This is a genomic window from Bradyrhizobium sp. CCBAU 25360, assembly GCF_028128695.1.
GTDB lineage: Bacteria > Pseudomonadota > Alphaproteobacteria > Rhizobiales > Xanthobacteraceae > Bradyrhizobium > Bradyrhizobium ottawaense.
Genome location: NZ_LBJA01000045.1, coordinates 413,858 through 434,343 on the forward strand (window position 1 = coordinate 413,858; position 20,486 = coordinate 434,343).

At 65.8% G+C, this 20,486-nt stretch carries 19 protein-coding genes; 6 read left to right on the forward strand and 13 right to left on the reverse strand.

Translation table 11 applies throughout. The annotated features are described in order from the left end of the window. Positions 1-69 precede the first annotated feature (69 nt). The 3 genes from mltG (at position 70) to gmk (ending at position 3,010) form a co-directional block, all read left to right on the forward strand. The gene (gene mltG, locus XH81_RS36080) at positions 70-1,344 is read left to right on the forward strand and encodes an endolytic transglycosylase MltG (protein ID WP_028145022.1); all 1,275 of its coding nucleotides are present in this window, start codon (positions 70-72) and stop codon (positions 1,342-1,344) included. 115 nt (positions 1,345-1,459) lie between these two features. Further along, positions 1,460-2,347, forward strand: a complete 888-nt coding sequence (locus tag XH81_RS36085) for a YicC/YloC family endoribonuclease (RefSeq protein ID WP_028145021.1) — start codon at positions 1,460-1,462, stop codon at positions 2,345-2,347. Positions 2,348-2,350: 3 nt separating this feature from the next. Further along, a complete protein-coding gene (gene gmk, locus XH81_RS36090; protein WP_028145020.1) occupies positions 2,351-3,010 on the forward strand; it encodes a guanylate kinase in 660 nt (219 codons plus the stop codon). Here the strand turns inward: gmk and XH81_RS36095 are convergent. After that, positions 2,943-4,172, reverse strand: coding sequence for a hypothetical protein (locus tag XH81_RS36095; protein WP_080670308.1), 1,230 nt, complete (start codon positions 4,170-4,172; stop codon positions 2,943-2,945). The two genes, gmk and XH81_RS36095, sit on opposite strands and share 68 nt — an antisense overlap. Positions 4,173-4,304: 132 nt before the next feature. Beyond that, positions 4,305-4,601, reverse strand: coding sequence for a hypothetical protein (locus XH81_RS36100; RefSeq protein ID WP_244429075.1), 297 nt, complete (start codon positions 4,599-4,601; stop codon positions 4,305-4,307). Between the two features lie 1,515 nt (positions 4,602-6,116). On the opposite strand from XH81_RS36100, the gene XH81_RS36110 reads away from it, so the two are divergent. After that, positions 6,117-7,397 carry an amidohydrolase family protein gene (locus XH81_RS36110; protein WP_038946516.1) on the forward strand — a complete coding sequence of 427 codons (1,281 nt, stop codon included), beginning with the start codon at positions 6,117-6,119 and terminating at the stop codon, positions 7,395-7,397. A gap of 177 nt (positions 7,398-7,574) precedes the next feature. Beyond that, the gene (locus XH81_RS36115) at positions 7,575-8,189 is read left to right on the forward strand and encodes a cupin (protein WP_038946517.1); all 615 of its coding nucleotides are present in this window, start codon (positions 7,575-7,577) and stop codon (positions 8,187-8,189) included. A 50-nt stretch (positions 8,190-8,239) separates the two neighbouring features. On the opposite strand, the gene XH81_RS36120 is transcribed toward XH81_RS36115, so the two are convergent. Together XH81_RS36120 and XH81_RS36125 are read right to left on the reverse strand one after the other, a co-directional pair. Continuing rightward, positions 8,240-8,941 (reverse strand): Crp/Fnr family transcriptional regulator, encoded by a 702-nt coding sequence (locus XH81_RS36120; protein ID WP_028145015.1) that lies wholly within the window; start codon positions 8,939-8,941, stop codon positions 8,240-8,242. Positions 8,942-8,957: 16 nt separating this feature from the next. Beyond that, positions 8,958-9,191: a hypothetical protein gene (locus tag XH81_RS36125; RefSeq protein WP_028145014.1), complete on the reverse strand. Its 234-nt coding sequence runs from the start codon at positions 9,189-9,191 to the stop codon at positions 8,958-8,960. Between the two features lie 158 nt (positions 9,192-9,349). On the opposite strand from XH81_RS36125, the gene XH81_RS36130 reads away from it, so the two are divergent. Beyond that, complete coding sequence (locus tag XH81_RS36130; RefSeq protein ID WP_038946518.1) at positions 9,350-10,087, forward strand: Crp/Fnr family transcriptional regulator; 738 nt, start codon at positions 9,350-9,352, stop codon at positions 10,085-10,087. Between the two features lie 115 nt (positions 10,088-10,202). Here XH81_RS36130 and XH81_RS36135 read toward each other — a convergent pair whose 3' ends face one another. From XH81_RS36135 to lptF, 9 genes are all read right to left on the reverse strand, one after another. Further along, positions 10,203-10,922 (reverse strand): Crp/Fnr family transcriptional regulator, encoded by a 720-nt coding sequence (locus XH81_RS36135; protein ID WP_028145012.1) that lies wholly within the window; start codon positions 10,920-10,922, stop codon positions 10,203-10,205. A gap of 337 nt (positions 10,923-11,259) precedes the next feature. After that, on the reverse strand, positions 11,260-11,496 hold the full coding sequence (locus XH81_RS36140; RefSeq protein ID WP_028145011.1) for a hypothetical protein: 237 nt from the start codon (positions 11,494-11,496) through the stop codon (positions 11,260-11,262). Between the two features lie 74 nt (positions 11,497-11,570). Then, on the reverse strand, positions 11,571-12,629 hold the full coding sequence (locus XH81_RS36145) for an alcohol dehydrogenase (protein WP_028145010.1): 1,059 nt from the start codon (positions 12,627-12,629) through the stop codon (positions 11,571-11,573). A gap of 16 nt (positions 12,630-12,645) precedes the next feature. Next, positions 12,646-13,506 carry a 16S rRNA (adenine(1518)-N(6)/adenine(1519)-N(6))-dimethyltransferase RsmA gene (rsmA, locus tag XH81_RS36150; RefSeq protein WP_028145009.1) on the reverse strand — a complete coding sequence of 287 codons (861 nt, stop codon included), beginning with the start codon at positions 13,504-13,506 and terminating at the stop codon, positions 12,646-12,648. Then, positions 13,506-14,543, reverse strand: a complete 1,038-nt coding sequence (gene pdxA, locus XH81_RS36155; protein ID WP_028145008.1) for a 4-hydroxythreonine-4-phosphate dehydrogenase PdxA — start codon at positions 14,541-14,543, stop codon at positions 13,506-13,508. The genes rsmA and pdxA overlap by 1 nt, the downstream gene beginning before the upstream one ends. Beyond that, entirely contained in the window at positions 14,543-15,478 is a 936-nt protein-coding gene (locus XH81_RS36160; protein WP_028145007.1) for a SurA N-terminal domain-containing protein, read from the reverse strand. The genes pdxA and XH81_RS36160 overlap by 1 nt, the downstream gene beginning before the upstream one ends. Positions 15,479-15,547: 69 nt before the next feature. After that, a complete protein-coding gene (locus XH81_RS36165) occupies positions 15,548-18,037 on the reverse strand; it encodes an LPS-assembly protein LptD (protein WP_028145006.1) in 2,490 nt (829 codons plus the stop codon). Continuing rightward, a complete protein-coding gene (gene lptG, locus XH81_RS36170) occupies positions 18,037-19,134 on the reverse strand; it encodes an LPS export ABC transporter permease LptG (protein ID WP_028145005.1) in 1,098 nt (365 codons plus the stop codon). The genes XH81_RS36165 and lptG overlap by 1 nt, the downstream gene beginning before the upstream one ends. Continuing rightward, positions 19,131-20,300, reverse strand: coding sequence for an LPS export ABC transporter permease LptF (gene lptF, locus XH81_RS36175; protein WP_028145004.1), 1,170 nt, complete (start codon positions 20,298-20,300; stop codon positions 19,131-19,133). Before lptF ends, lptG begins: the two co-directional genes overlap by 4 nt. Positions 20,301-20,486 lie beyond the last annotated feature (186 nt).

A 20,486-nucleotide genomic window follows, 5' to 3' on the forward strand; every position in this document is an offset into this window, starting at 1 on the left:
GGCGCGTGCATTTGGCAGGGCAAGCGATTGTCGGGCCGCGATTGAACCGGCAGGATTCAGGTTGTTTCGATGAGTGAAAGGCCGCCCATTTCGCCCCGGAGTCCGCGGGCAGCGCTCGAGCCCGAGCAGGTCCCGCCGCCGCCGAAGCGATCGGACCGTGCGCGCAATCCTTTCGTGGTCGTCGGCAACGCCATCATCACCCTCCTGCTGATCGCCATGCTCGGCGCCGGCGGCATCTATTATTACGGCCGGCAAGTGCTCGAGGCGCCCGGGCCGCTCAAGGATGACAAGATCGTCAACATCCCCCAGCGTGCGGGCAAGCGCGACATCGCCGAGACGCTGAACCGGGAAGGCGTGACCGACATCAACCCGTGGGTGTTCATCGCCAGCGTTGCCGCGTTGAAGGCGAGCTCGGACCTCAAGCCGGGTGAATATTCGTTCCAGAAGAACGCATCGCTGCGCGACGTCATCGCCACCATCGTCGAGGGCAAGGTGGTGCAGCATGCCGTCACGATTCCGGAGGGTCTGACCTCCGAGCAGATCGTGGCGCGCCTGTCCGACAACGACATCTTCACCGGCAGCGTGCGCGAGCTGCCGCGCGAGGGCACGCTGCTGCCCGAGACCTACAAATTCCCGCGCGGCACCCCGCGTGATCAGGTGGTCCAGCGCATGCAGCAGGCGCACAAACGCGTGCTCGCCGAGATCTGGGAGCGCCGCAATCAGGACATTCCGGTCAAGACGCCGGAGCAGCTGGTGACGCTCGCCTCCATCGTCGAGAAAGAAACCGGAAAGCCCGACGAGCGCAGCCGTGTCGCCGCGGTGTTCACCAACCGGCTGAAGCAGCGGATCAAGCTGCAGTCGGATCCGACCATCATCTATGGCCTCGTCGGCGGCAAGGGCACGCTGGGCCGCCCGATCAAGCGCAGCGAGATCACGCAGCCCTCGCCCTACAACACCTATGTGATCGAGGGCCTGCCGCCGGGTCCGATCGCCAACCCCGGCCGCGCCTCGCTGGAGGCCGCCGCCAATCCGGCCCGCACCCGCGACCTCTTCTTCGTCGCCGACGGCACCGGCGGGCACGCCTTCACCGAGACTTACGACGCCCATCAGAAGAACGTCGCCAAGCTCCGCGCCATGGAAAAGCAGATCCAGAACGACACGGTGGAGCCGGCCGAGGATGCGCCGCCGCCCGCCGCCGTCGCACCCGGAGCTGCCGATACACCGACGGCGACCACGCCGGCCCGGCCCAACCAGCAGAAAAAGCCGCCGGCGGCACGCCCCGCCGCTCCAGCACCGGCGCGGCAGGGCGCGGTGCAGCCCTCGCCGCCGGTGGTCCAGCGCTAGGCGCGTTGCAGACCTGCTTGCGGGACTTTGCGGATTCCACTTTCCTGCAAAATAGTCTTAAGTTTCGCGTGGCTTGATGCCTCGCGAATCCCGTGTTTCTGGAGAATTTGACCTGATGGCGCTGTCGTCCATGACCGGCTTTGCGAGATGCCACGGCGCTAGCGGGCCGTACACCTTCGAATGGGAATTGAAGTCGGTCAACGCCAAGGGCTTTGACCTCAGGGTGCGGCTGCCGCAGGGGTTCGACGAGCTCGAGGCCCATGCCAAGAAACGCGCCGGCGAGCTGCTGTCGCGCGGCACCGTCTACGCCAATCTCACCGTCAAGCGCGCCAATGCCGCAGCCTCTGTCCGCGTCAACGAGGACGTGCTCAACGCCGTGCTGAAGGCCGCCGCCATGATCGCCGGCAAGGTCGACGCGGTGGCGCCGAGCATCGACGGCCTGCTCGCCATCAAGGGCGTCGTCGAGGTTGCCGAGCCCGAGGGCGAGGAGGAGGAGGACAAGGCCGCGCGGATCGCCGCCGCCGAGGCCTTCGACAAGGCGCTCGCCGATCTCGTCGAGATGCGCAAGCGCGAGGGCACGTCGCTCGGCCAGATCCTGACCCAGCGCGTCGACGAGGTCGAGCAATTGGCGAAGAAAGCGGAAGCCGCGCCCGGCCGCAAGCCGGAGGCGATCAAGGCGAGGCTCGCCGAGCAGATCGCGAGCCTGCTCGACACCTCCGACCGTTTCGATTCCGACCGCCTGATGCAGGAGGCGATCCTGATCGCCACCCGGGCGGACATCCGCGAGGAGCTCGACCGCATTGCTTCCCACATCGCGCAGGCGCGCGAGCTGATCGGCAAGGGTGGCCCGATCGGCCGCAAGCTCGACTTCCTGGCGCAGGAGTTTCACCGCGAGGTCAACACCTGCTGCTCGAAGTCGAACGACATCGAGCTGACCAATACGGGCCTCGCCATGAAGAACGTGGTCGAGCAGTTCCGCGAGCAGGTCCAGAATCTGGAGTGATCGATGACGAGCGGCGGTCACGGAACTGACGGTGTCGAGCGGCGCGGATTGATGTTCGTGCTGTCCTCGCCCTCGGGCGCGGGCAAGACGACGCTGTCGCGTCTTTTGATCGACCGCATGTCCGGCCTGAAAATGTCGGTATCCGCGACCACGCGGCCGATGCGGCCGGGCGAGGTCAACGGCAAGGACTATCTGTTCGTCGACAAGCCCCGCTTCGAGGCGATGGTGAAGGGCGATGAGCTGCTGGAATGGGCCACCGTGTTCGACAACAGCTACGGTACGCCGCGCAGCCCCGTCGAAGCCGCGCTATCGTCCGGGCAGGACGTGCTGTTCGACATCGACTGGCAAGGCACGCAGCAGCTGCGCGAAAAAGCCCGCGCCGACGTCGTCAGCGTCTTCATCCTGCCGCCCTCGGCGGCGGATCTCGAAAAGCGCCTGCATTCGCGCGCGCAGGATTCCGACGAGGTGATCCGCAAGCGCATGAGCCGGGCCAGCCACGAGATGAGTCACTGGGCCGAGTACGACTACATCGTGATCAACCACGACGTCGACGAGGCGTTTGCCGAGGTGCAGTCGATCCTGAAGGCCGAGCGCCTCAAGCGCGAGCGGCGGATTGGCCTCGTTGGTTTCGTACGAGCTCTGCAAGCTCAGCTTCAGGGCTAGGCTGCGGCAGCCGCGGCCCTTGCTTCGCCAGCCGTTCCAGCATCGCGGTGATCACGTCGACGTCGACGGCTTCCCCAGCCTGCGCATCTACCTGAGCATCTTCATGGCGATCGACGGGCTCTTCGTCGGCCGTATCTTTGACCGCGAGCCGGGGCGCCGATGCCTCGATCTCGAACTTTCCGTTGAAGATGTCGGCCTTGTCGAGCTCGGCGGCCTTGTTGCGAATGGACGCGGATTGCGCCGCGATCCTGCCGATCTCCCTGGTGAAGGCGGCGATTTGCGCGGTCTGCGGCGGCCGAACTTCATCGAAGTCGACGGGGCCCTGCTGTGCGCGCGGCGTGACGGCCGGCTCCGCACCGAGCCAGGGCGCGCGGCTTGCGTCATGGTCCTGCGGCGTCCAATCGTCCCAACGTCCGCGGCGGTCGGCGGCCTGGACGCGGAGGCGTCCGCCGGCGAAGCGGTAGATGATGCTGGCGAGGATGCCGGCGAGCGCCAGCGCGCCGCCGATCACGAGCAGCAGCATCTGCACCGAGCCGGCCGGCTTGTCGGCGGAGCCGTCTGCGCCGGCCAGGGCCATCGGCGCGGGAGGCTTTGCCGGCTTCGCGCCCGCCGGCGCGGTGGCCGCAACGGGGGCCGGCGGCGGTGTGGGCGCGGCGGAGGCCGGAGAGGCCTCGGGCCAGCGCGCGGTCACAGCCGGCTGCTGCGCGTTGGTCGCAGGCGCGCCGCTTGGCGGCTGCTGGGCGACCGGCGGCGCATTGGTTGCAGCGGGCGCGGGCGCGCTCATGTTCGGCGTGCCTGGTGCGGCACTCGTCTGCGGAGCGGTGTATTCGGCGCGCGCGTTCTGCATCGCTTGCGGCACGGCCGAATCCGCCTCGGGCGTGTCGGTCGTCGCCTGCGCGGTCTGGGAGGATTTGCCGCCTGCGGCGCGCAGATACCAGCATTGCCGCTTGGTCGTGCGGTCGAGACGATAGTACCAGTGTTGCCCCTGCGGCGCGGCGCCCTTCGGCGAGGCGAGGCAGTCGGCGGCCGCGTTGGCTGTGCTCGATGGCGCCGGCGCGTTCTGCGACACGGCGGCCAGTGGCGCGCCGGCAATGATGCTGCCGACTAGCGCGGATACGAATTTTGCGGTGCGGTTGCCCATCCTGGTCTCCCGGTTACGCATGACGCAACTCTTAACCAGCCCTTTGTCATCAAAGACTTGGGTGGCAATGAGCCGCAAATCCGGAGAGGATGTGGCTTGAATTGGGCTTGCGGCGCGTTCGTTCCGCCGCGAGATCAGGCATTTCCTTGCGCGTTACTGCTTCGCCGAGCTCCAGGTTCCGCCGCAGCCATCGGAGCGCCGCCAGGTTCCGGAACCGCTGCGAGCGCCGAGACGGCCGGAGCCTGTGAAGGTCACGCCGTCGCCTTGACCGACCGTGCTGACCGAGCCGCTCGGGCTGACGGTGCCAGTGACACCCTGGCCGATGACCTTGCCCGAGGAGACGACGACCGCACCGGACGTGGTGCCGCCGCAGCCGACACTGGTGACCACCCAGGCGCCGTCAAACCCGCCACCTCCGCCACCGCCGCGCGCCGCGAGGCGTGGTTCCACGAGATGCCCCATTTGCTGTTGTCCGGGCCGTAGACGATCGAGCCCCAGGGCTTGAGATCCTCCATCTTGCGCATGCGCAGCAACAGGCCCTCGGTCGGCTCTCCATTCGGCGCCATCGAAATCCGCTGCTGGAGCTTTGTGATCGCGCGAGTGAGTCCGTCGGGGGTATCAGGGTCGAAATTGAGCTCGTCCGCAGTGCCGACAAGCAAGGCCAGCGTCGCCAGCCCCAAAACGCGATTGAAAATCCTCGCGCGCATCAAAATTCCCCAAAATAATGGCGCCACTCTACCAGCCCGGCGCGCGCGAAAAGTGGTGCGAGAGACGGTGGTACCCACACACGTGTCCCGGACGCGCTGCAGCGTTCTTACGCTGCTGCGCAGAGCCGGGACCCAGCGCTGCCCGCGCGCCGCTGCGACATGGGCCCCGGCTCTGCAGCGCACCGCTAAGGGGCGCTGCGCTGCGTCCGGGGCACGAGAGCCGAGGAGGCTGAGGCGCTCGCAATAACGGAGTATGAGGTTGCAGCCCGCTCCAAGTGACGCTGTCTGCGATGACACCGAGTATGTGGTGCAGACACGCCTTCGCGCTCTCGCGGCGCGTTTCGCCCGAGGCTTGCTGTCGTTCGCGCTCCTTGAAGACCAAAGGGCGCAGGGAAGGCCGGGCGCCGGCGGCACCCGCAAGTCCGTGCGCGACGAAGATGCACACGGGGTGGACCACAGGTGATGCCGGTCGCCCGGCCTTCCCTGCGCGGCTGGTTTTAACGGTGTCCTTCGTGCTCTCCCCGGGGAGCGATGCACTATTGCCCCCGTCGCCTTGCGGATGATCGATGCGCGTGCCCGGTCGGGCCGCCGCATCACCGCAAGCCTTGACGCACAGACCCCGGGCGTCAGGACCACACGACTTCTCCGTCCGCGGACGATCCCGCCGAAATACCCGGAAGGCTTGCGTGTGCTCGCCCCCAGGCATCGACGAAACCGCTGTGACCGCGCCGTGTCGTATCGCGTCGCCTGAGGACTCACGGTTGCCCGCCCTGTCATCATGCTGAGCCGCGCCGGCGCTACCGCGTCCACCGCCACCCGGCCCGCATCTCGTGACGATCGCGAAGCGCCCCTTTGGCAGGGGCCGGGATGGGCGAGGATATGCCATAAATCCGAAATTCGGGAAAGTGGAATATTTTTACGCCAAGGGCTTGACCGGGTGTTTTGCCCGACGCCTCTCGGGAGCCGCCGTCAGTTCTGCTTGCCGTTCTGCATGGCGCAAACGGCCCATCGCCACGAATGACCCAAGCGGCCCGGCGGATGTGCTCGCTTAGTCGGCGCTCTTCCCAGGAAGGTTCACGCGATTCCGGAAAATTTCGCGGCTCCTCAGGGCTCGTGTGCAGTCATAGGATTGGATCATCCGCGCGAAGATGCTTCAATTCCAATTCCATTCATTCCGGTCTCGTACGTTGGCGGCAGAAGCGCATCTGCTCGTCAAGGCGGGGCCGTAGCCGCCAATAAAAGCGCATGGGGGGCCGTCATGTCCGTGTTGTCACGCCGCGATTTCCTGGCATTGTCGACGTCAGCCGCAGTTGTCGGTCTCGCCGCGCCCGCCGGCGCCGCGATGGGGCCGAACGACAAGTACGATCTGGTGATCCGGGGCGGCGAGGTGCTCGACCCCAGCCAGTCGCTGCGCGCCAGACGCGATATCGGCATCCGCTGGGGCGTGATCGAAACGGTACAGGAGGCGATCCCGGCCGAGCGCGCGCTGAAGAGCATCGACGCGTCAGGCAAGCTCGTGATGCCCGGTCTCATCGATCTGCATAGTCACGTCTACCCCTACGGCTCGGCAATCGGTATTCCCGCCGACGAGCTGGTGCAATTCCAGGCCACGACAACCGTCGTGTCCGCGGGCGACGCCGGGGTCAACAATCTGGCGGCGCTGCGCCGGTTCATCGTGGCCCAGACGCGGGCGCGGATGTATGCCTTCGTCCATATCGCCAATAACGGCCTGTCGGCGTTCCCGGTCGCGGAGCTGTACAATATCGACGTCGCCCAGACCGAAGCCTGCGCGATGGCGCTCGCCGAGAACGCTGATTTCCTGCTCGGGGTCAAAGTGCGGATGTCGGAGAACGTGATCTACAAGCATGGGCTCGAGCCGCTGAAGCGCGGCATCCAGGCTTGCGAGATGTGCGGCTGGCCGGCGAAGATGATGGTGCATATCGGCGGCGTCGAGTCCAAGGAGCTGATGTCGCAGATCCTCGACCTGCTCCGCCCGGGCGACGTGCTGACCCATGCCTATTCGGGCGCACCGAACATGTCCAACGTCTTCACCAATATCGTCCAGGAGGGCAAGCTGCTGCCAGCGGCCCTGGCGGCGAAGCAGCGTGGCGTCATCTTCGACGTCGGTCATGGCGGCGGCAGCTTCGATTTCACCGTGGCGGAAGTGGCGATCCCCGGCGGATGCACGCCGGACACCATCTCCTCCGATATCCATGTCTTCTCCGGCAATTCGCCGGGCATCCCGTTCCTGCCCAACGTGATGAGCAAGTTCATGACGCTGGGCTTCACGCTGGAGCAGGTGGTCGCGATGGCCACCACGGCTCCGGCGAAGATCATCAATCGCGCGCCGAAGATCGGCACCCTGCAAGTCGGAGCGCCCGGCGACGTCGCCATCATGGAGCTGGTGGAGGGGCCGGTCAGCTTCCTCGACACCCGCAACAACAAGAGAGACGGCAAGGCCCAGCTCAAGCCGGTCCAGACTGTCATCAACGGCGTGCCGTTCGGCCGGCCTTATCAGGCGCCGTTCGCGGTGCGATAGAGAGCCGGCCGGTCTCAGCTGTTGTGGGGACCCGCATGAACCAGTGCGACGCGCGAGTTGTCCAGGCTGCATCGAGGCTGCAGCCCGCAGGATGGGGTGAGCCCTGCTGCTGATCGAGCCCGTTCGCCTGGAAACTTCTCACCCCCGCCGTCGTTGAATCGTGGCTGAGGACAGGCCATGCCGATCAAGGACCAGATCAGGAATCTCGCCAAGAAGCTGGTGGAGGAGCATCCCGATGCGGCAACGCTGCGGGCGCTGGTGCGGCCCCGGAAGCCGGCAGCTTTCCGCTTTCGCGACGATGGCATCGTGCCGAACAATCCGCGTTTTCCGGTGTTGCTCTATCGCGGCGCGGTGAATCTGAAGTCCAGGCGCTTTCCCCCCGAGGTCATCATCGACACGCTGTTCGATACAAACGGCTGGGGTCGGTCGTGGCGGGACACCGTGTATGACTTCGTCCATTATCATTCGCAGATCCACGAAGTGATGGGCGTGGCGCGCGGCACCGCCAGGGTCGAGTGCGGCGGGATCAAGGGGCGCATCCTCCGTGTGAAAGCCGGCGACGTTCTGGTGCTGCCCGCCGGCACCGGACACCGGTTGATCGAATCCAGCCGGGACTTCGGGGTCGTCGGAGCGTATCCGCAGGACGGGACGTACGACGAGTGCACCGACATGCGAGAGCGTCTCGATGCCGTCACGCGCATCGCCAAGGTCCGCAAGCCGAAGTCGGATCCTGTCCTCGGCCGCGGGGGTCCGCTGCTCACATCATGGCGGACCGCGCGGTCGCGTTCGTGACGCGAGGGGTAGCGCTCCGCTCACCCATTCTCCGCGCTCACCCACCGCGCTCAGGTCAGATAGTCGGGCGTGAAATCGGCAAACCTGCGCAACTCGTCGGGCTGCAGCAGCTCGATCTCGTTGCCCTCCCATGCGATCAATCCGCGATGCCGCAGTTCCTGGATGGTGCGATTGACGTGCACGATCGACAGGCCGCAGGCATCGGCGACGTGCCGCTGCGTCATCGGCATCTGGAAGCAGGCGTCCTTGAGAAGGCCGACGATCTCCAGCCGCGCCGCGAGCTCGCAGATCAGATGCGCGACCTTCGGCAAGGCCGCCTGCGCGCCGAGCCGGGCGATCCATTGCCGCGAGATCGCCGCATCGATCAGCGTCTCGCGCCAGAACGCGCGGGTCAGATGGATCGAGCCGTCGAGCAGCTGGCGGAGCTGGCTGTGCCCGACGTAGCCGACGACGGTCGGGCCGAGGCCGACGAGGTCCGCATCCGTCGGCGAGACCAGCAGCGTGTGCAGGCAGGGCATGTCGCCGGGAACGTGGAACGCGAGGATCTGGCTGCGATCGCCGACGATGCGGGCCTGGTAGAGGAAGCCGCTGACGACGAAGACGCAGCGCGCGGCGGCCTCGCCCTGACGCAGCACGATCTCGCCGTCCGCGACCTGGCGTAGCGTGGACGGCAGGCCCGCGATCTGCCGGCGTTCGTCCTCGGACAGGCCTTCGATGGCCTGGAGACGCGCGATGAACTTCGGATGCGGCATGAGCCTCGCGCGTGCTTCAGCAGTCTCGCGGCACGTCGATGAAGCGCCGCGAGAGCTTTGCGATGGTCCAGTCGGAGACCTCGGTGCTGCGGAACTCGCGGATGGCGTGGGCGAGTTCCTGATCCGACATCGGATGCGCCGGCTCGCGCAGCGTGCCTTTTTCGAAGGCATCGCTGATGCAGTCGAGGTGTTCGCTGGTCTCGGATGCGAACAGGCCGCGGATGCGCTCCAGGATCGTCGTAGGGCTCATGAGAAGGACCGGCTCGGTTGGTGATCGAGGTGTGGTGTGGGTGCGACCCGTACGATCGCAAACGGATTAGCAACCTGTGCGTCCGTCTCGCGTTCTAGTCCGCTGAACCGAGGCCAGAAGTATCATTTGATAGATCCGGCGCGATTTTTGGTGGTCTCATGGAAAAAGCCCACGACGTGCTGATCCGGAACCTGAGCGAGCACACCGCGCTCACCGGGGAGGATCTCGACGAGATCCGCGCGCTCACCTTTACGCAGCGCGATGTCGCGCCCAACGAGGATTTCATCCGCCAGGGTGACGAGCCCGAACATTCGGCGCTGGTCGTCTCCGGCATGGTGGCGCGTTACCATCTGCTCGGCAGCGGGGGGCGGCAATATCTCGCGTTCCATATCTCCGGTGACCTGCCGGATTCCCAGGGCCTGTTCATCGACCAGATGGACCATGGGCTCTCCGCGCTCGGGCACGCCTCGGTTGCCTTCATTCCGCATCGCGAATTGTTCACGGCCTTCCGGCGCCGGCCCACTTTCGCGCTCTCGGTCTGGCGCGAGACGCTGCTCGATGCCTCGATCTTCCGCGAGGCCATCACCAACAACAGCGCCCGGCCGATGCAGGCGCGCATGGCGCACCTGTTCTGCGAGCTGTTCTACCGCGCCCGCGCCGCGCAGCTCATCCGCGGCAATCGCTTCCGCCTGCCGATCAGCCTGGTGCAGCTCGGCGAGACGCTGGGCATGGCGATCGCGACGGTGAACCGGACGCTCGCTGACCTTAGACGGGGCGGCGCGATGGATCTGCGCGACGGGGAGCTCATCGTCCTGAAATGGCGCGAGCTGCAGCGGCTCGGCGATTTCAGCCCGGCCTATCTGCATCTGAAGCGTCAGTCGCCACCGGAGACGTGAGCCGCAACGGCGCTAAAGCATGATCCGGACAAGTGCGCAGCGGTTTTCCGAAAAGATCAAGCTCGAACGACAACCTGAAGCGCGAATGACGAATGCATCCTGATCGTATCGCGCTTTAGCCATCGGCAGGTGTTGCTCCGCCCAGCACCTCATCAAAATGCTTCCTTACCCAATCGTTGCAGCTGCAGGCTCTGGCTTCGAGCGCTGTCCCGTCGAGGATCAGGATGGCGCCGCGGCGGGTCGCGAGGATGCGCCTTGCCTTGAACATCTGGATGACGCGGCTGGCATAGCTGCGGGAGACGCCGAGCATGCCGGCGAGTTGCTCGTGGGTGAGGGGGATCTCGGCCCCGCCGATACTCTCTTTCGCGGAGATGATCCATTTGGCGGCGCGCTGCTCGATCGAATGAGCGGCGTTGCAGGCCGCCGTCTGCAGCAGCTGCGCGAATTGGCAGTCGGCGTAGCGCGAAAAGACCTCCTGAAGCGTGGCCGACCGCTGCTGTGCCTGCTCGAGTGCGCGCAGTGGCAGCCGGACGAGGGTGCCGCCCAGCTTCACGACAATGCGCGAATATGCGAGCGAAGGGTTGCGGCCTGCGGCAAGGCCCACCGCACCCTCACGGCCCACCAGCAGGCTTTCGACCTCGCGATCGTCCTCGACCGGCACGGCGAACGATACCAGTGCGGAACCGCAGGGAAAGTGTACCGCCGCCACGTCGTCGCCGGCGTGATGCAGGACGTGGCTCGCCGCGAGTTCGACCGGCTGGAGGTGAGGCGCGAGCAGTTCGAAATCCTGGTGGGTGAGCTGCCGGAGCAGATCGTTCGGGGGCCGACCGGTCACAGTTTCTTCTCTGGGCTGGCCGGGAATCGGCGCCAGCCAGAACCCTACGTTTCCGCAGCGGAACCGACGGTTCCAAAGTGCACACAAGCGGCCGTGCATAGTTGAGATGCTAGCGCGCGGGCTTGGACTCCCGGAAGTTGGTAGGGGCGAGTCTGCATGCGCGTTCTTAGCGCAGCGCTGATCTGGCGAGGTCTGTTCAGGAGTGAACATAGCGCGCTTGCGGATTGGCGTAGCATGTGGCGCCGAGCGCCGTATTCCGTGCGCTTTGCCCGAGGACCGCCGGCCTCAATCCGCCAAAACGCCGCTGGGCCGGCGGCCCGAGGGGCGGCGACGATCATCACCCGAAGCGTGCTTCGCGATTCCACGAAGATCGGTGCAGCGCTGCGTGCGCGCGATAGGCGTCGATCGCCTTGTTGGCGAGCATCAGCTGCCGGCGTTCGCCGGTTCTGAGCTGACCTTCGATGGCGTCGAGAATGACGTTGGCGCTCTCGTCCGGCGGACCGAGCTCGCCGCTCTGCTCCAGGCAGCTCCAGGCGATGAAGAATGCGCTTTCGACGGTGCAACGAATGGACATGGGCTGCCAACGCGGCGGGGCAGCAGGCGTTCCGTCACGCGGGCCCAACTTGCGTCGGGCCCGCTGCGTGCGGCTCAGTTCTTCAGCACGATGCGGCCGACGACCTTGCCGGCACGAAGCTCGTCGATCCATTTCTGGACGTCGCCCATCGGCTCCTCGCGCATCGGCGTCGGCTTGATCTTGCCGGCGCGCGCCAGCGCCATCAGCTCCTGGGCCTCCTTGAGCGTTCCGACCATGAAACCCTCGATGGTCATGCGTTTGTAGACCCATTGCACCATCGGCAATGTGAACTGGCCGCCCATCAGGCCGGAGACCACGATCTTGCCGCCGCGCGCGGCGACCGCGACCGCAAAGGCCATCGACTTCTCGTTGCCGGCGAAATCGACGATCTCGTCGAAGCCGCCTTCGGTCTCCTTCAGGATGCGCTTGATCACGTCGGGCTCGGACGGATCGTAGGCGTTGGCTGCGCCGCTCTTCAGCGCGGTGTCGCGCGCGGCCGGCGACAGGTCGGCGACCGTGATCGGCTGCTTGAACATCGCCTGCGCGAACGACAGGCCCATCATGCCGACGCCGCCGAGACCGATCAGCAGCAGATTGCGCTGGCGCGGACGGTCGACCAGGCGCTTGAGCGCGCCATAGGCGGTGACGCCGGAGCACATCAAGGTCGCGGCCTGGTTGACGGGCAGGGGATCGTAGTCGAGCAGATATTTCGCGTCGGGCACCAGCACGTGGGTGGCGAAGCCGCCGTCGATGGAGACGCCGAGGAAGCGCTGCTTCACGCAGAGATTCTCGTCGCCATTGGCGCAGTCGCGGCAGTGGCCGCAGCCGATCCAGGGGAAGACGGCCTTCTTCGCGCCGACGAGGCCGGCGGCGACGTCGGGGCCGACTTCGTCGACGACGCCGGCAATCTCGTGGCCGAGCGTGAAGGGCAGCGTCATGCCGCGCGTGGTGTCGAGCTTCTTGCCGCCGCCGAGATCGGCATAGCCGTCCTGGATGTGCAGGTCGGAATGGCAGAGGCCGCAGCGCTCGATCCGCACCAGCACCTCGGCGCCTTTCGGCTTCGGCGTGTCGACGATGGTCTCGCACAGCGGCGCATCAAACTTGACCAGGGACTGCCGACGCATCAACGCCATATTTCTTCCTCCGAAATTATCGCTCTGTTTCGGTTCGTATATTGGCCAATTCACAGGCCATGGCAACAAAGCCCGAGATCGGAATGGTCTCGGCGCGCCGCGTCGCATCGACGCCGGCGGCCGCAGCGAGCCGCGCGGGGTCGACGCCCAGCGACTTCAGACTCTGCCGCAACATTTTCCGGCGCTGACCGAAGGCGGCCGCGGCGACCTGCTCGAGCAGCTTGCGATCGCAGGCAAGCGGCTCGGCGCGCGGCGTGAGGCGCACGACGGAGGAGGTGACCTTGGGCGGCGGCACGAAGGCGGACGGCGCAATGTCGAACAGGATCTTGGTCTCGCAACGCCAATTGGCGAGCACGCCGAGCCGGCCATAGGCCTCCTCGTCCTCGCGCGCGACGATGCGCTCGCCGACCTCGCGCTGGAACATCAACACCATCATGTCGTACCAGGGCGGCCAGGGCTCGGTGGTGAGCCAGCCGATCAAGAGCTGGGTCGCGATGTTGTAGGGCAGGTTGGCGACGATCTTCGCGCGTTCGCCATTGAGCAGCGGGCGGGGATCGAAGGTCATGGCATCGCCATGCACGATCTCGAGCCTGTCAGGGTAGCGCGCGGAAATATCCTGCAAGGCCGGGATCGCCCGCTCGTCATGCTCGATGGCGATGACGCGCCTCGCGCCGAGCGCGAGCAGCGCGCGTGTCAGCCCGCCCGGGCCCGGGCCGATCTCGACGATGGTGGAATCTTCGAGTGGCACTGCCGCGCGCGCGATGCGGGCGGTGAGATTGAGGTCGAGCAGGAAATTCTGGCCGAGCGATTTGCGCGCCGACAGCGCGTGCTGGCGAATGACCTCGCGGAGCGGCGGGAGGTCGTCGATCGCGCTCATCAGCTTTGCGAAGCCGCCATGCGGCTGGCCAGCTGAAGCGCCGCGATCAGGCTGGCCGGATTGGCCTTGCCGGTGCCGGCGATGTCGAAGGCGGTGCCGTGATCAGGCGAGGTGCGGATGAAAGGCAGGCCGAGCGTGACGTTGACGGCGTCGTCGAAGGCGACGGTCTTGATCGGGATCAGCGCCTGGTCGTGATACATGCAGATGGCGCAGTCATAGGTGCTGCGCGCGGCCTCGTGGAACATGGTGTCGGCGGGTAGCGGGCCCCTGGCCTCGATGCCGTCGCCACGCAGCGTCTTGAGTGCGGGGGCGATGATCGTCTGCTCCTCGTGACCGAGCGAGCCGTCCTCGCCGGCATGCGGGTTGAGGCCGGAGACCGCGATGCGCGGCTGCGCGATGCCAAAGCGGGATTTCAGCTCGGCCGCGACGATGCGAGCAGTCGAGACGATCAGCTCGCTGGTGAGCTCTGCCAGCGCATCGCGGATCGAGACGTGGATGGTCACGGGCACCACCGCGAGCCGCGGCGACCACAGCATCATCACCGGCTGCGGCACGCGGCCGCCTTCCGCAGCGAGCTCGGCGAGGAATTCGGTGTGGCCGGGATGACGGAAGCCTGAGCGGTAGAGCACGCTCTTGGCGATCGGATTGGTGACGACGGCGCCGGCGCGGCCCTCGCGGACATCGGTGACCGCCTGCCGGATCGAGGCGAGCGCGGCCGGCGCGCTCGATGCGTCGGGCGTCCCGGGCTCGGCGGTTGCGCGCTCGCCGGTGGCGACCACCGGGAGGGCGTCAATGAAGGCGGAAGCGGCCTCGTCCGGGCTCACCGCCGCGGTCTTGACGTCGGCACCCAGCGCGGCGGCGAGCGCCTTGGCGCGCCGGGCGATCAGCGCCTCGTCGCCGAGCAGATAGAAGGCGGGCAGGTTCAGTTCACGGCGCCGGAGCCAGGCTGCGATCGTGATGTCGGGGCCGATGCCGGCGGGCTCTCCCAGGGTCAGGGCAAGGGGAAGGGTATGCGGTTTGGCTGCGCGATTGGCCATCAGCGGTTGCGATATTCGATCATCGCCGCCTTGCGGAGTTCGTCGAGATAGGCCTTCTGGGTCTTCTCGTACTTCTCCTGATACATCTTCTCGCGGACCTCGCGCTTCTTCGGCGTGTCGATCATGGTCGGCTTGCGCGAGCACAGCACCACCATCTCGATGCCGTTCTTGGTCATCTCGGGCGCCGTCAAATGGCCGATCGGGGTGTCGTCGAGCACCTTGCGCAGCGCCTCGGGCAGCTCCGCGGTGGTCTTGGTGACGCTGTCGCGGATGGTGGCGTTCGGCGTCGAGCGGAACAGCGAGTTGGCTTCCTCGCAGCTTCCGACGCGCGCGCGATAGCTCTCGGCTTCCTTCTTCCGTGTTTCCAGGAACGCGGCGGACGAGCCGCGCGGCACGATCAGCACGATCGGCTGCATCTTGTATTCGGTGCCCTCGATCTGGAGCTTGTCGCCGGTCTGGGCCTGCACGGCCTGCGCGACGTCGCGCTCGCCGACGAGCAGCTTCTCCTTGAAGCGGCCGCGCACGAGGCTGGTCCAGACCATCTCGGCCTTCATGCGGCCCTTCAGCGTCTCGGGGCGCACGCCTTTGGATTCGAGCGACTTGGTGAGCTGGTCCGGCGTGATGCGCATGCGCTGCGCCATGCCTTCGTAGGACTGGTTGATGTCGGAGACGCCGGGATCGACCCCGAACTTCTTGCCCTCCTTCATCTTCACCTTGTCGTCGATCAGCTCGTTGATGACCTCCTGCCGGCTCGGGGTCTTCTGCGTCGTCAGCTGGTCGAGCTTGGAGCGCTGCTCGATGTCGAAATCGGTGATCGGGTCGCCGTTGACCATGACGACGATGTTCTGCGCGCGCGACGGCGAGGGCAGTCCGGTCAGGACCAGTCCGGCAGCGATGGCGAGGAGAAGGCGGAAGACGGGCAATGGGGTCGTCATGATTGTCGCTCGCATGTCAGCCGCGTCGAGCCTGTGATGGGGGCAAGCGCGGCCGGCACTTCAAACCGTTCACTGGAGGCCGGCGGAACTGCTGGTCGTCGACGAGGTCGCCAGCGTGCGCAGGCCGATCTGGAACATGAACGCATGGCTCAGGACGGGCGGCGCGGTGCCCGCCGAGTAGCTATACGAAGTTACGTAGTTCGCCGCCAGCACGAAGCAATCGTCGACATAGCCGGCACCGAGCACATACTGGTTGATCTTGTTGGCCTCGAGGTCCCACCGCGCCGAGCCCGACACCACCCAGTTGGTCGCGAGCTTTATGGAGCCCGAGGTCAGGATGCCCTCGCGGCGGGTCAGATAGCCGAGCTCCGGCTGCGCCGCGTAATTGCCGTACAGCACGCTGACCGCCCAGCGATTGAAGTTGGCGCGGCCTTCCGCCTCGAAGCGCTGCACGTTCCAGGTCTGCTCGTCCATGCGGGAGCGAACGCTGAACGTGTAGGTGCTGTTGGGCGAGTAGCTGGCGCTCGCGACGTAATCGGAACGCGGCTTGTCCAGGCCGGAATTGAGGCCGGTATTGATGGGGTCCTGGACCGCGAAGGAGTTCATGCCGAACAGCTGGTAGGACTGGCCGAACAGGGCCTTGACGGCGCCGCCCTTGTCGAACTGCGTGGTGGACTGCACGCCGACATTGGCGCGGCCGCCACCCTCGACGCGGTCGTAGCCGGAGAACTTGTCGACGCTGAACAGGTTCGAGGCGTCGAACACCATGCTCTGGGCGTCCTCGTTCGGGAGCTTGCCGGCATAGGTCTCGTTCGGCCGGATGATGATCTGCGCGATCGGCTCGACGGTGGTCGAGCCCCAGGGCTGAATGTTGATGAAAGGGTAGCGGTATTCCAGGCCCACGGTCGGCATCAGGCGGAACGCCTGGGTGTCGCCGACGGGGAGATAGTTCGACACGCCCGGCTGGTTGGAAACCGAGGAGTTGATCGCGTCGGCGCGCAGGCTGGCGAACGGCGTCCAGATCTGGCCGAGCGGATCGGTGAAGGATTTGCGCCACTGCGCCTCGGCCGTGAGGCGGGTGTAGGTGCCGGGGAAGCCGCGCAGCAGGCACTGCGACGGCGTGCGGGCGAGCGGATCGGCCGACGCCGTCGTGCACAGGCTGTTGGTGTTCGCGATCGTGGTGATCGGATCGAACACCGCCTGGTCACGCGACATGTTCACGAAATTGGTCTTGTAGCTGAACTCGCCGCCGAACACCGGATAGTTGAGCACGTTGGAGTAGTCGATCACCGGATAGACGATCGGCACCTGGCTCTGGTTACCCGAATAGCTCAGCCAGTACATCGTGCGCGCGTCGAAGAAGCTGCGGTTGCCGACGCCGGTCAGATAGAGCTGCGACAGCGCCTCTGTCGGCAGCAGCAGGAACGAGCCGAGCGGATCGCGGTACTGGTAGAGCCGGTAGTCCGAGAAGAAATAGTAGTCGGACATCAGGACGCCGTCCCAACCCCAGACCCATTTGTCGTTCAGCGCGAACTGACCCTTGGTGTCGACGGCGCCGCGGAACTGCTTGTCGCCCGGCTGCCCGGAGAACGCGCCGGGATCGAGCTGGTCGATGCCATAGGCGCGGATCTGGTAGGCGCCGTCGATCAGGCGCTGCCGGAATTCTCCCTGCAGCAGCACGCCTTGCCGCGACAAGAAGCGGGGGTTGATGGTCGCGTCCATGTCGGGCGCGATCGCCCAATAATAGGGAACCTCGACGCCATAGCCCGTGTTCGTCGTGCCGGAAACATAGCCCGGCATCAGGAAGCCGCTCTTGCGCTTCACGGTCGGGTCGGGCGTCGAAAAATAGGGCATGTAAGCGAGCGGCACACCGAAGAATTCGATCTGCGCCGTCTCGAAATACAGCATCTTCTCCTGCTGGTCATGGATGATGCGCGCACCCTTGACCTGCCACAGCGGCGGCTTCTTCGGATCGTCCTTACACGGCGCGCAGGCCGTGTAGACGCCGTTCTCGAACACTGTGTAGTTGCCGCTGGAGCGGTCGGCGCGGCTCGCGGCCATGCGGGTCTGGTCGGCCGTGTCCACACGCAGCGAATCGACGAAACCGTCGCGGTAATCGTCGGAGAGATCCATGATCTCGGCATAGGTGATCTTGCCGTCGGCATCCGTCATGCGGATGTTGCCTTCGGCATGCAGCCGCTTGGTCTTCTGGTCGTAGATGACCTTGTCGGCCTCGACGCTGGTGCCGTTGTAGAACAGCTGAACGTTACCGACCGCGGAGACGCGTGAATTGTTGTAGTCGTAGTCGACCTCGGTCGCCTGAACCAGCATCTGGTTGTCGTTGGCGGCCTTCGGCGGCTTCGGACGCGGCGGCAGCGGATTATAGGTGAAGCTCTGGGCCGAGGCGGGGGCCACGGCAGCAACGTCGATCAGCGCGCCGAGCGATGCCACGGCAGCCACAGCCATCATGAGCCTGCGAAGAGACAAGCCGAACCCGTTCGCGCGCATCACGATGCGGCGCGTCAAACGAGACACGGGTCCTCGATGGACGGCAGTCACTAACCGTCCTCCTGGTACAACAAGGCCAAAAAGCCGGTGAGGCCGCCCACCACCACGGGCAACCACGCCGCAGCGATCGGATGCATCAACTCAGCCTTGCTCAAGTCTTCAGTCACTTTCGACAGAACGTAGAGCAGAAAGCCTGCGCCCACGCCACTCAAAACCATCTTCTGCACGCCGCCCATCCGGAAGAAGCGCAACGACACGGAGGCCGCGAGCATCACCATGGCCGCAAGCAAAAACGGCTGTGCCAGAAGCTTCTGATACTGGAGTCGGTATCCGGCTGTCGCGAAGCCTGAGCTCTCGGATGAGCGGATGTAGCTCGGTAGTTGCCAAAAGGACACAGTCTCGGGGGTGGAAAAGCTGTTGCGGACCTGCGCCTCGGTGAGCGTCGTTGGAATCTCCATGGTGGCCTGGTCGATCGGCGGGGAGTCCAGCGAGAAGCGGCGAACGGATTTGAACAGCCAGTGGCCGGACTCCAGTGTCGCCTCGCGCGCCTCGATCCGCTCCTTGAAGTGACTGTCTGTGTCAAAGCGGAACAGCGTCAGGCCGGTGAGTCGAACGCCCTGCTGCTCGCTGCGCGCGGCGTTGATGATGGTCTGGCCGTCGCTGGTCACCTGATTGAGCCAGAAGCCGGAAGCGTCCTGGATGCCGCCGCCGGGCGCCGAGCCGAACAACTCGGCTTCCATGCGCTTGGAGAGCTCACGCAGATTCGCCGACATCGGATTGTAGGCGACGGTTGCGATCACCCCGATCAGGAGCGCGCTGCCGAGCGCCGGTGAAATGAACTGCCATGCGGAGATGCCGGCGGCGCGCGCAACCACGAGCTCGAGCCGGCGGGAGAGGGCGAGATAACAGGTCATGGCGCCGATCAGCATGCAGAACGGCGTCAGCTTCTCCAGCAGTTGCGGCACCCTGAACAGCGAGGTCTCGGCCACCATGAGCGCCGAGGCGGACGCCAGCCCCGAGGTCTTGCGCACCATCTCGATGTAGTCGACCAGCACCAGCAGCAGGAAAATGCCCGCGAACACGCCGAGCGCCGCGACCACGAAGCGGCCGGCGAAATAGCGTCCGAGTGTGTTGGTGAGCATGCTCATGCGGTGGCTGGCCGTCCGAACAGCTGCGCGATGCGCGCGTTCGACCTGTTGATGGCCTCCATGAGGCCAGGGGGCGGCTCGACCACGACGCCGCGGATGATCATCCACAGCCCGACGCCGATGGCGCCCATGACCATCGCATATTGCACCAGCACCGGGCTCGGCGACTTCACCGCCATGACCGAGCAGGCAAAGCCGGCCATGCGCAGGCCGAACACCGCAACGACCGAAGTGCCGATCGAGAAATTACGGCTCTGGCGGGTGGTGCGGGGCGCACCGAGGAAGGCGAAGGTCAGCACGGCGAAGGCGAAGGGATAGATCGGCGCGAGCAGGCTGTCATGCAGGGCCGAGCGGAACTGGCCGGGAATCTGCTTGTAGACGGGGTCGTTGTCGGACGGCGCGAGCAGCTCCCAGAGATAGCGCTCGCGGATGCCGAGGGTGACGTCGCGGCCCTGGTTGGAGAACTTCGACATGTCGAAGCCGTAGCGGCCGAACGCCACCAGCGCGGGATCGCGCTTGCCCGCCTCGAAGCGCTGGAGATTGCCAGTCTCCAACACCAGGAACGAGCCGGTCTCGTTCTTCACGACCTCGCCGTGCTCGGCGACGATCGAGACGCGCTCGTTGGGATCGCGGCGGTCGTCGATGAAGATGCCGGCAAGGATGCCGCCGGGCTGGCGTTCGCGAATCCGGATCGTGAGGTTCTTGTCGAGCTGGGCGAAGCGGCCGGGCTGCAGGATGTTGGTGAGCACGTCCGCGGTGATCTCGGCATCCCACTGCTTGATCCGCCGCATGCCGTCGGGGGCGAGATAGGCCGCGATGAAGGCAACCAGCAGCGCCACCACGCAGGTGGCGTAGAAGAACGGATAGAACAGCCGGAACGGCGACAGGCCGGCGGCATTCATCACGATGATCTCGGAATCGGTCGCGAGCTTGTTCAGCGTGTGCGAGATCGCGATCATCAGCGCGATCGGCGAGATGATCAGGACCAGGGCCGGCACGACGAGGCTGGTGATGCCCAGGAAGGTGAGGATGGTCTGTCCCTGGCTCGTCATCAGGTCGATGCCGCGCAACGCCTGCGTAATCCAGATCACGCCGGTGAGGCTGACCAGGATCAGCGCAAACGACGCCAGCGTCGTGCGGAAGATATACCTATCGATCGACCCCATGCGCTACCGCACGAATCCCACCAAGTCCCCAATGTCGGCCGAAACTCCGCTGTCCAACCAATCCCCGATCAGGGGATCCCCAAGGTTGGCGAGCGCCTCTTCCGCCAGCTCACTCTCTCACTACCATCCCTTTGATCCGTCAACAAAATGGCTGCCCCGTGGCACCCTCATAATATGGTTAATATT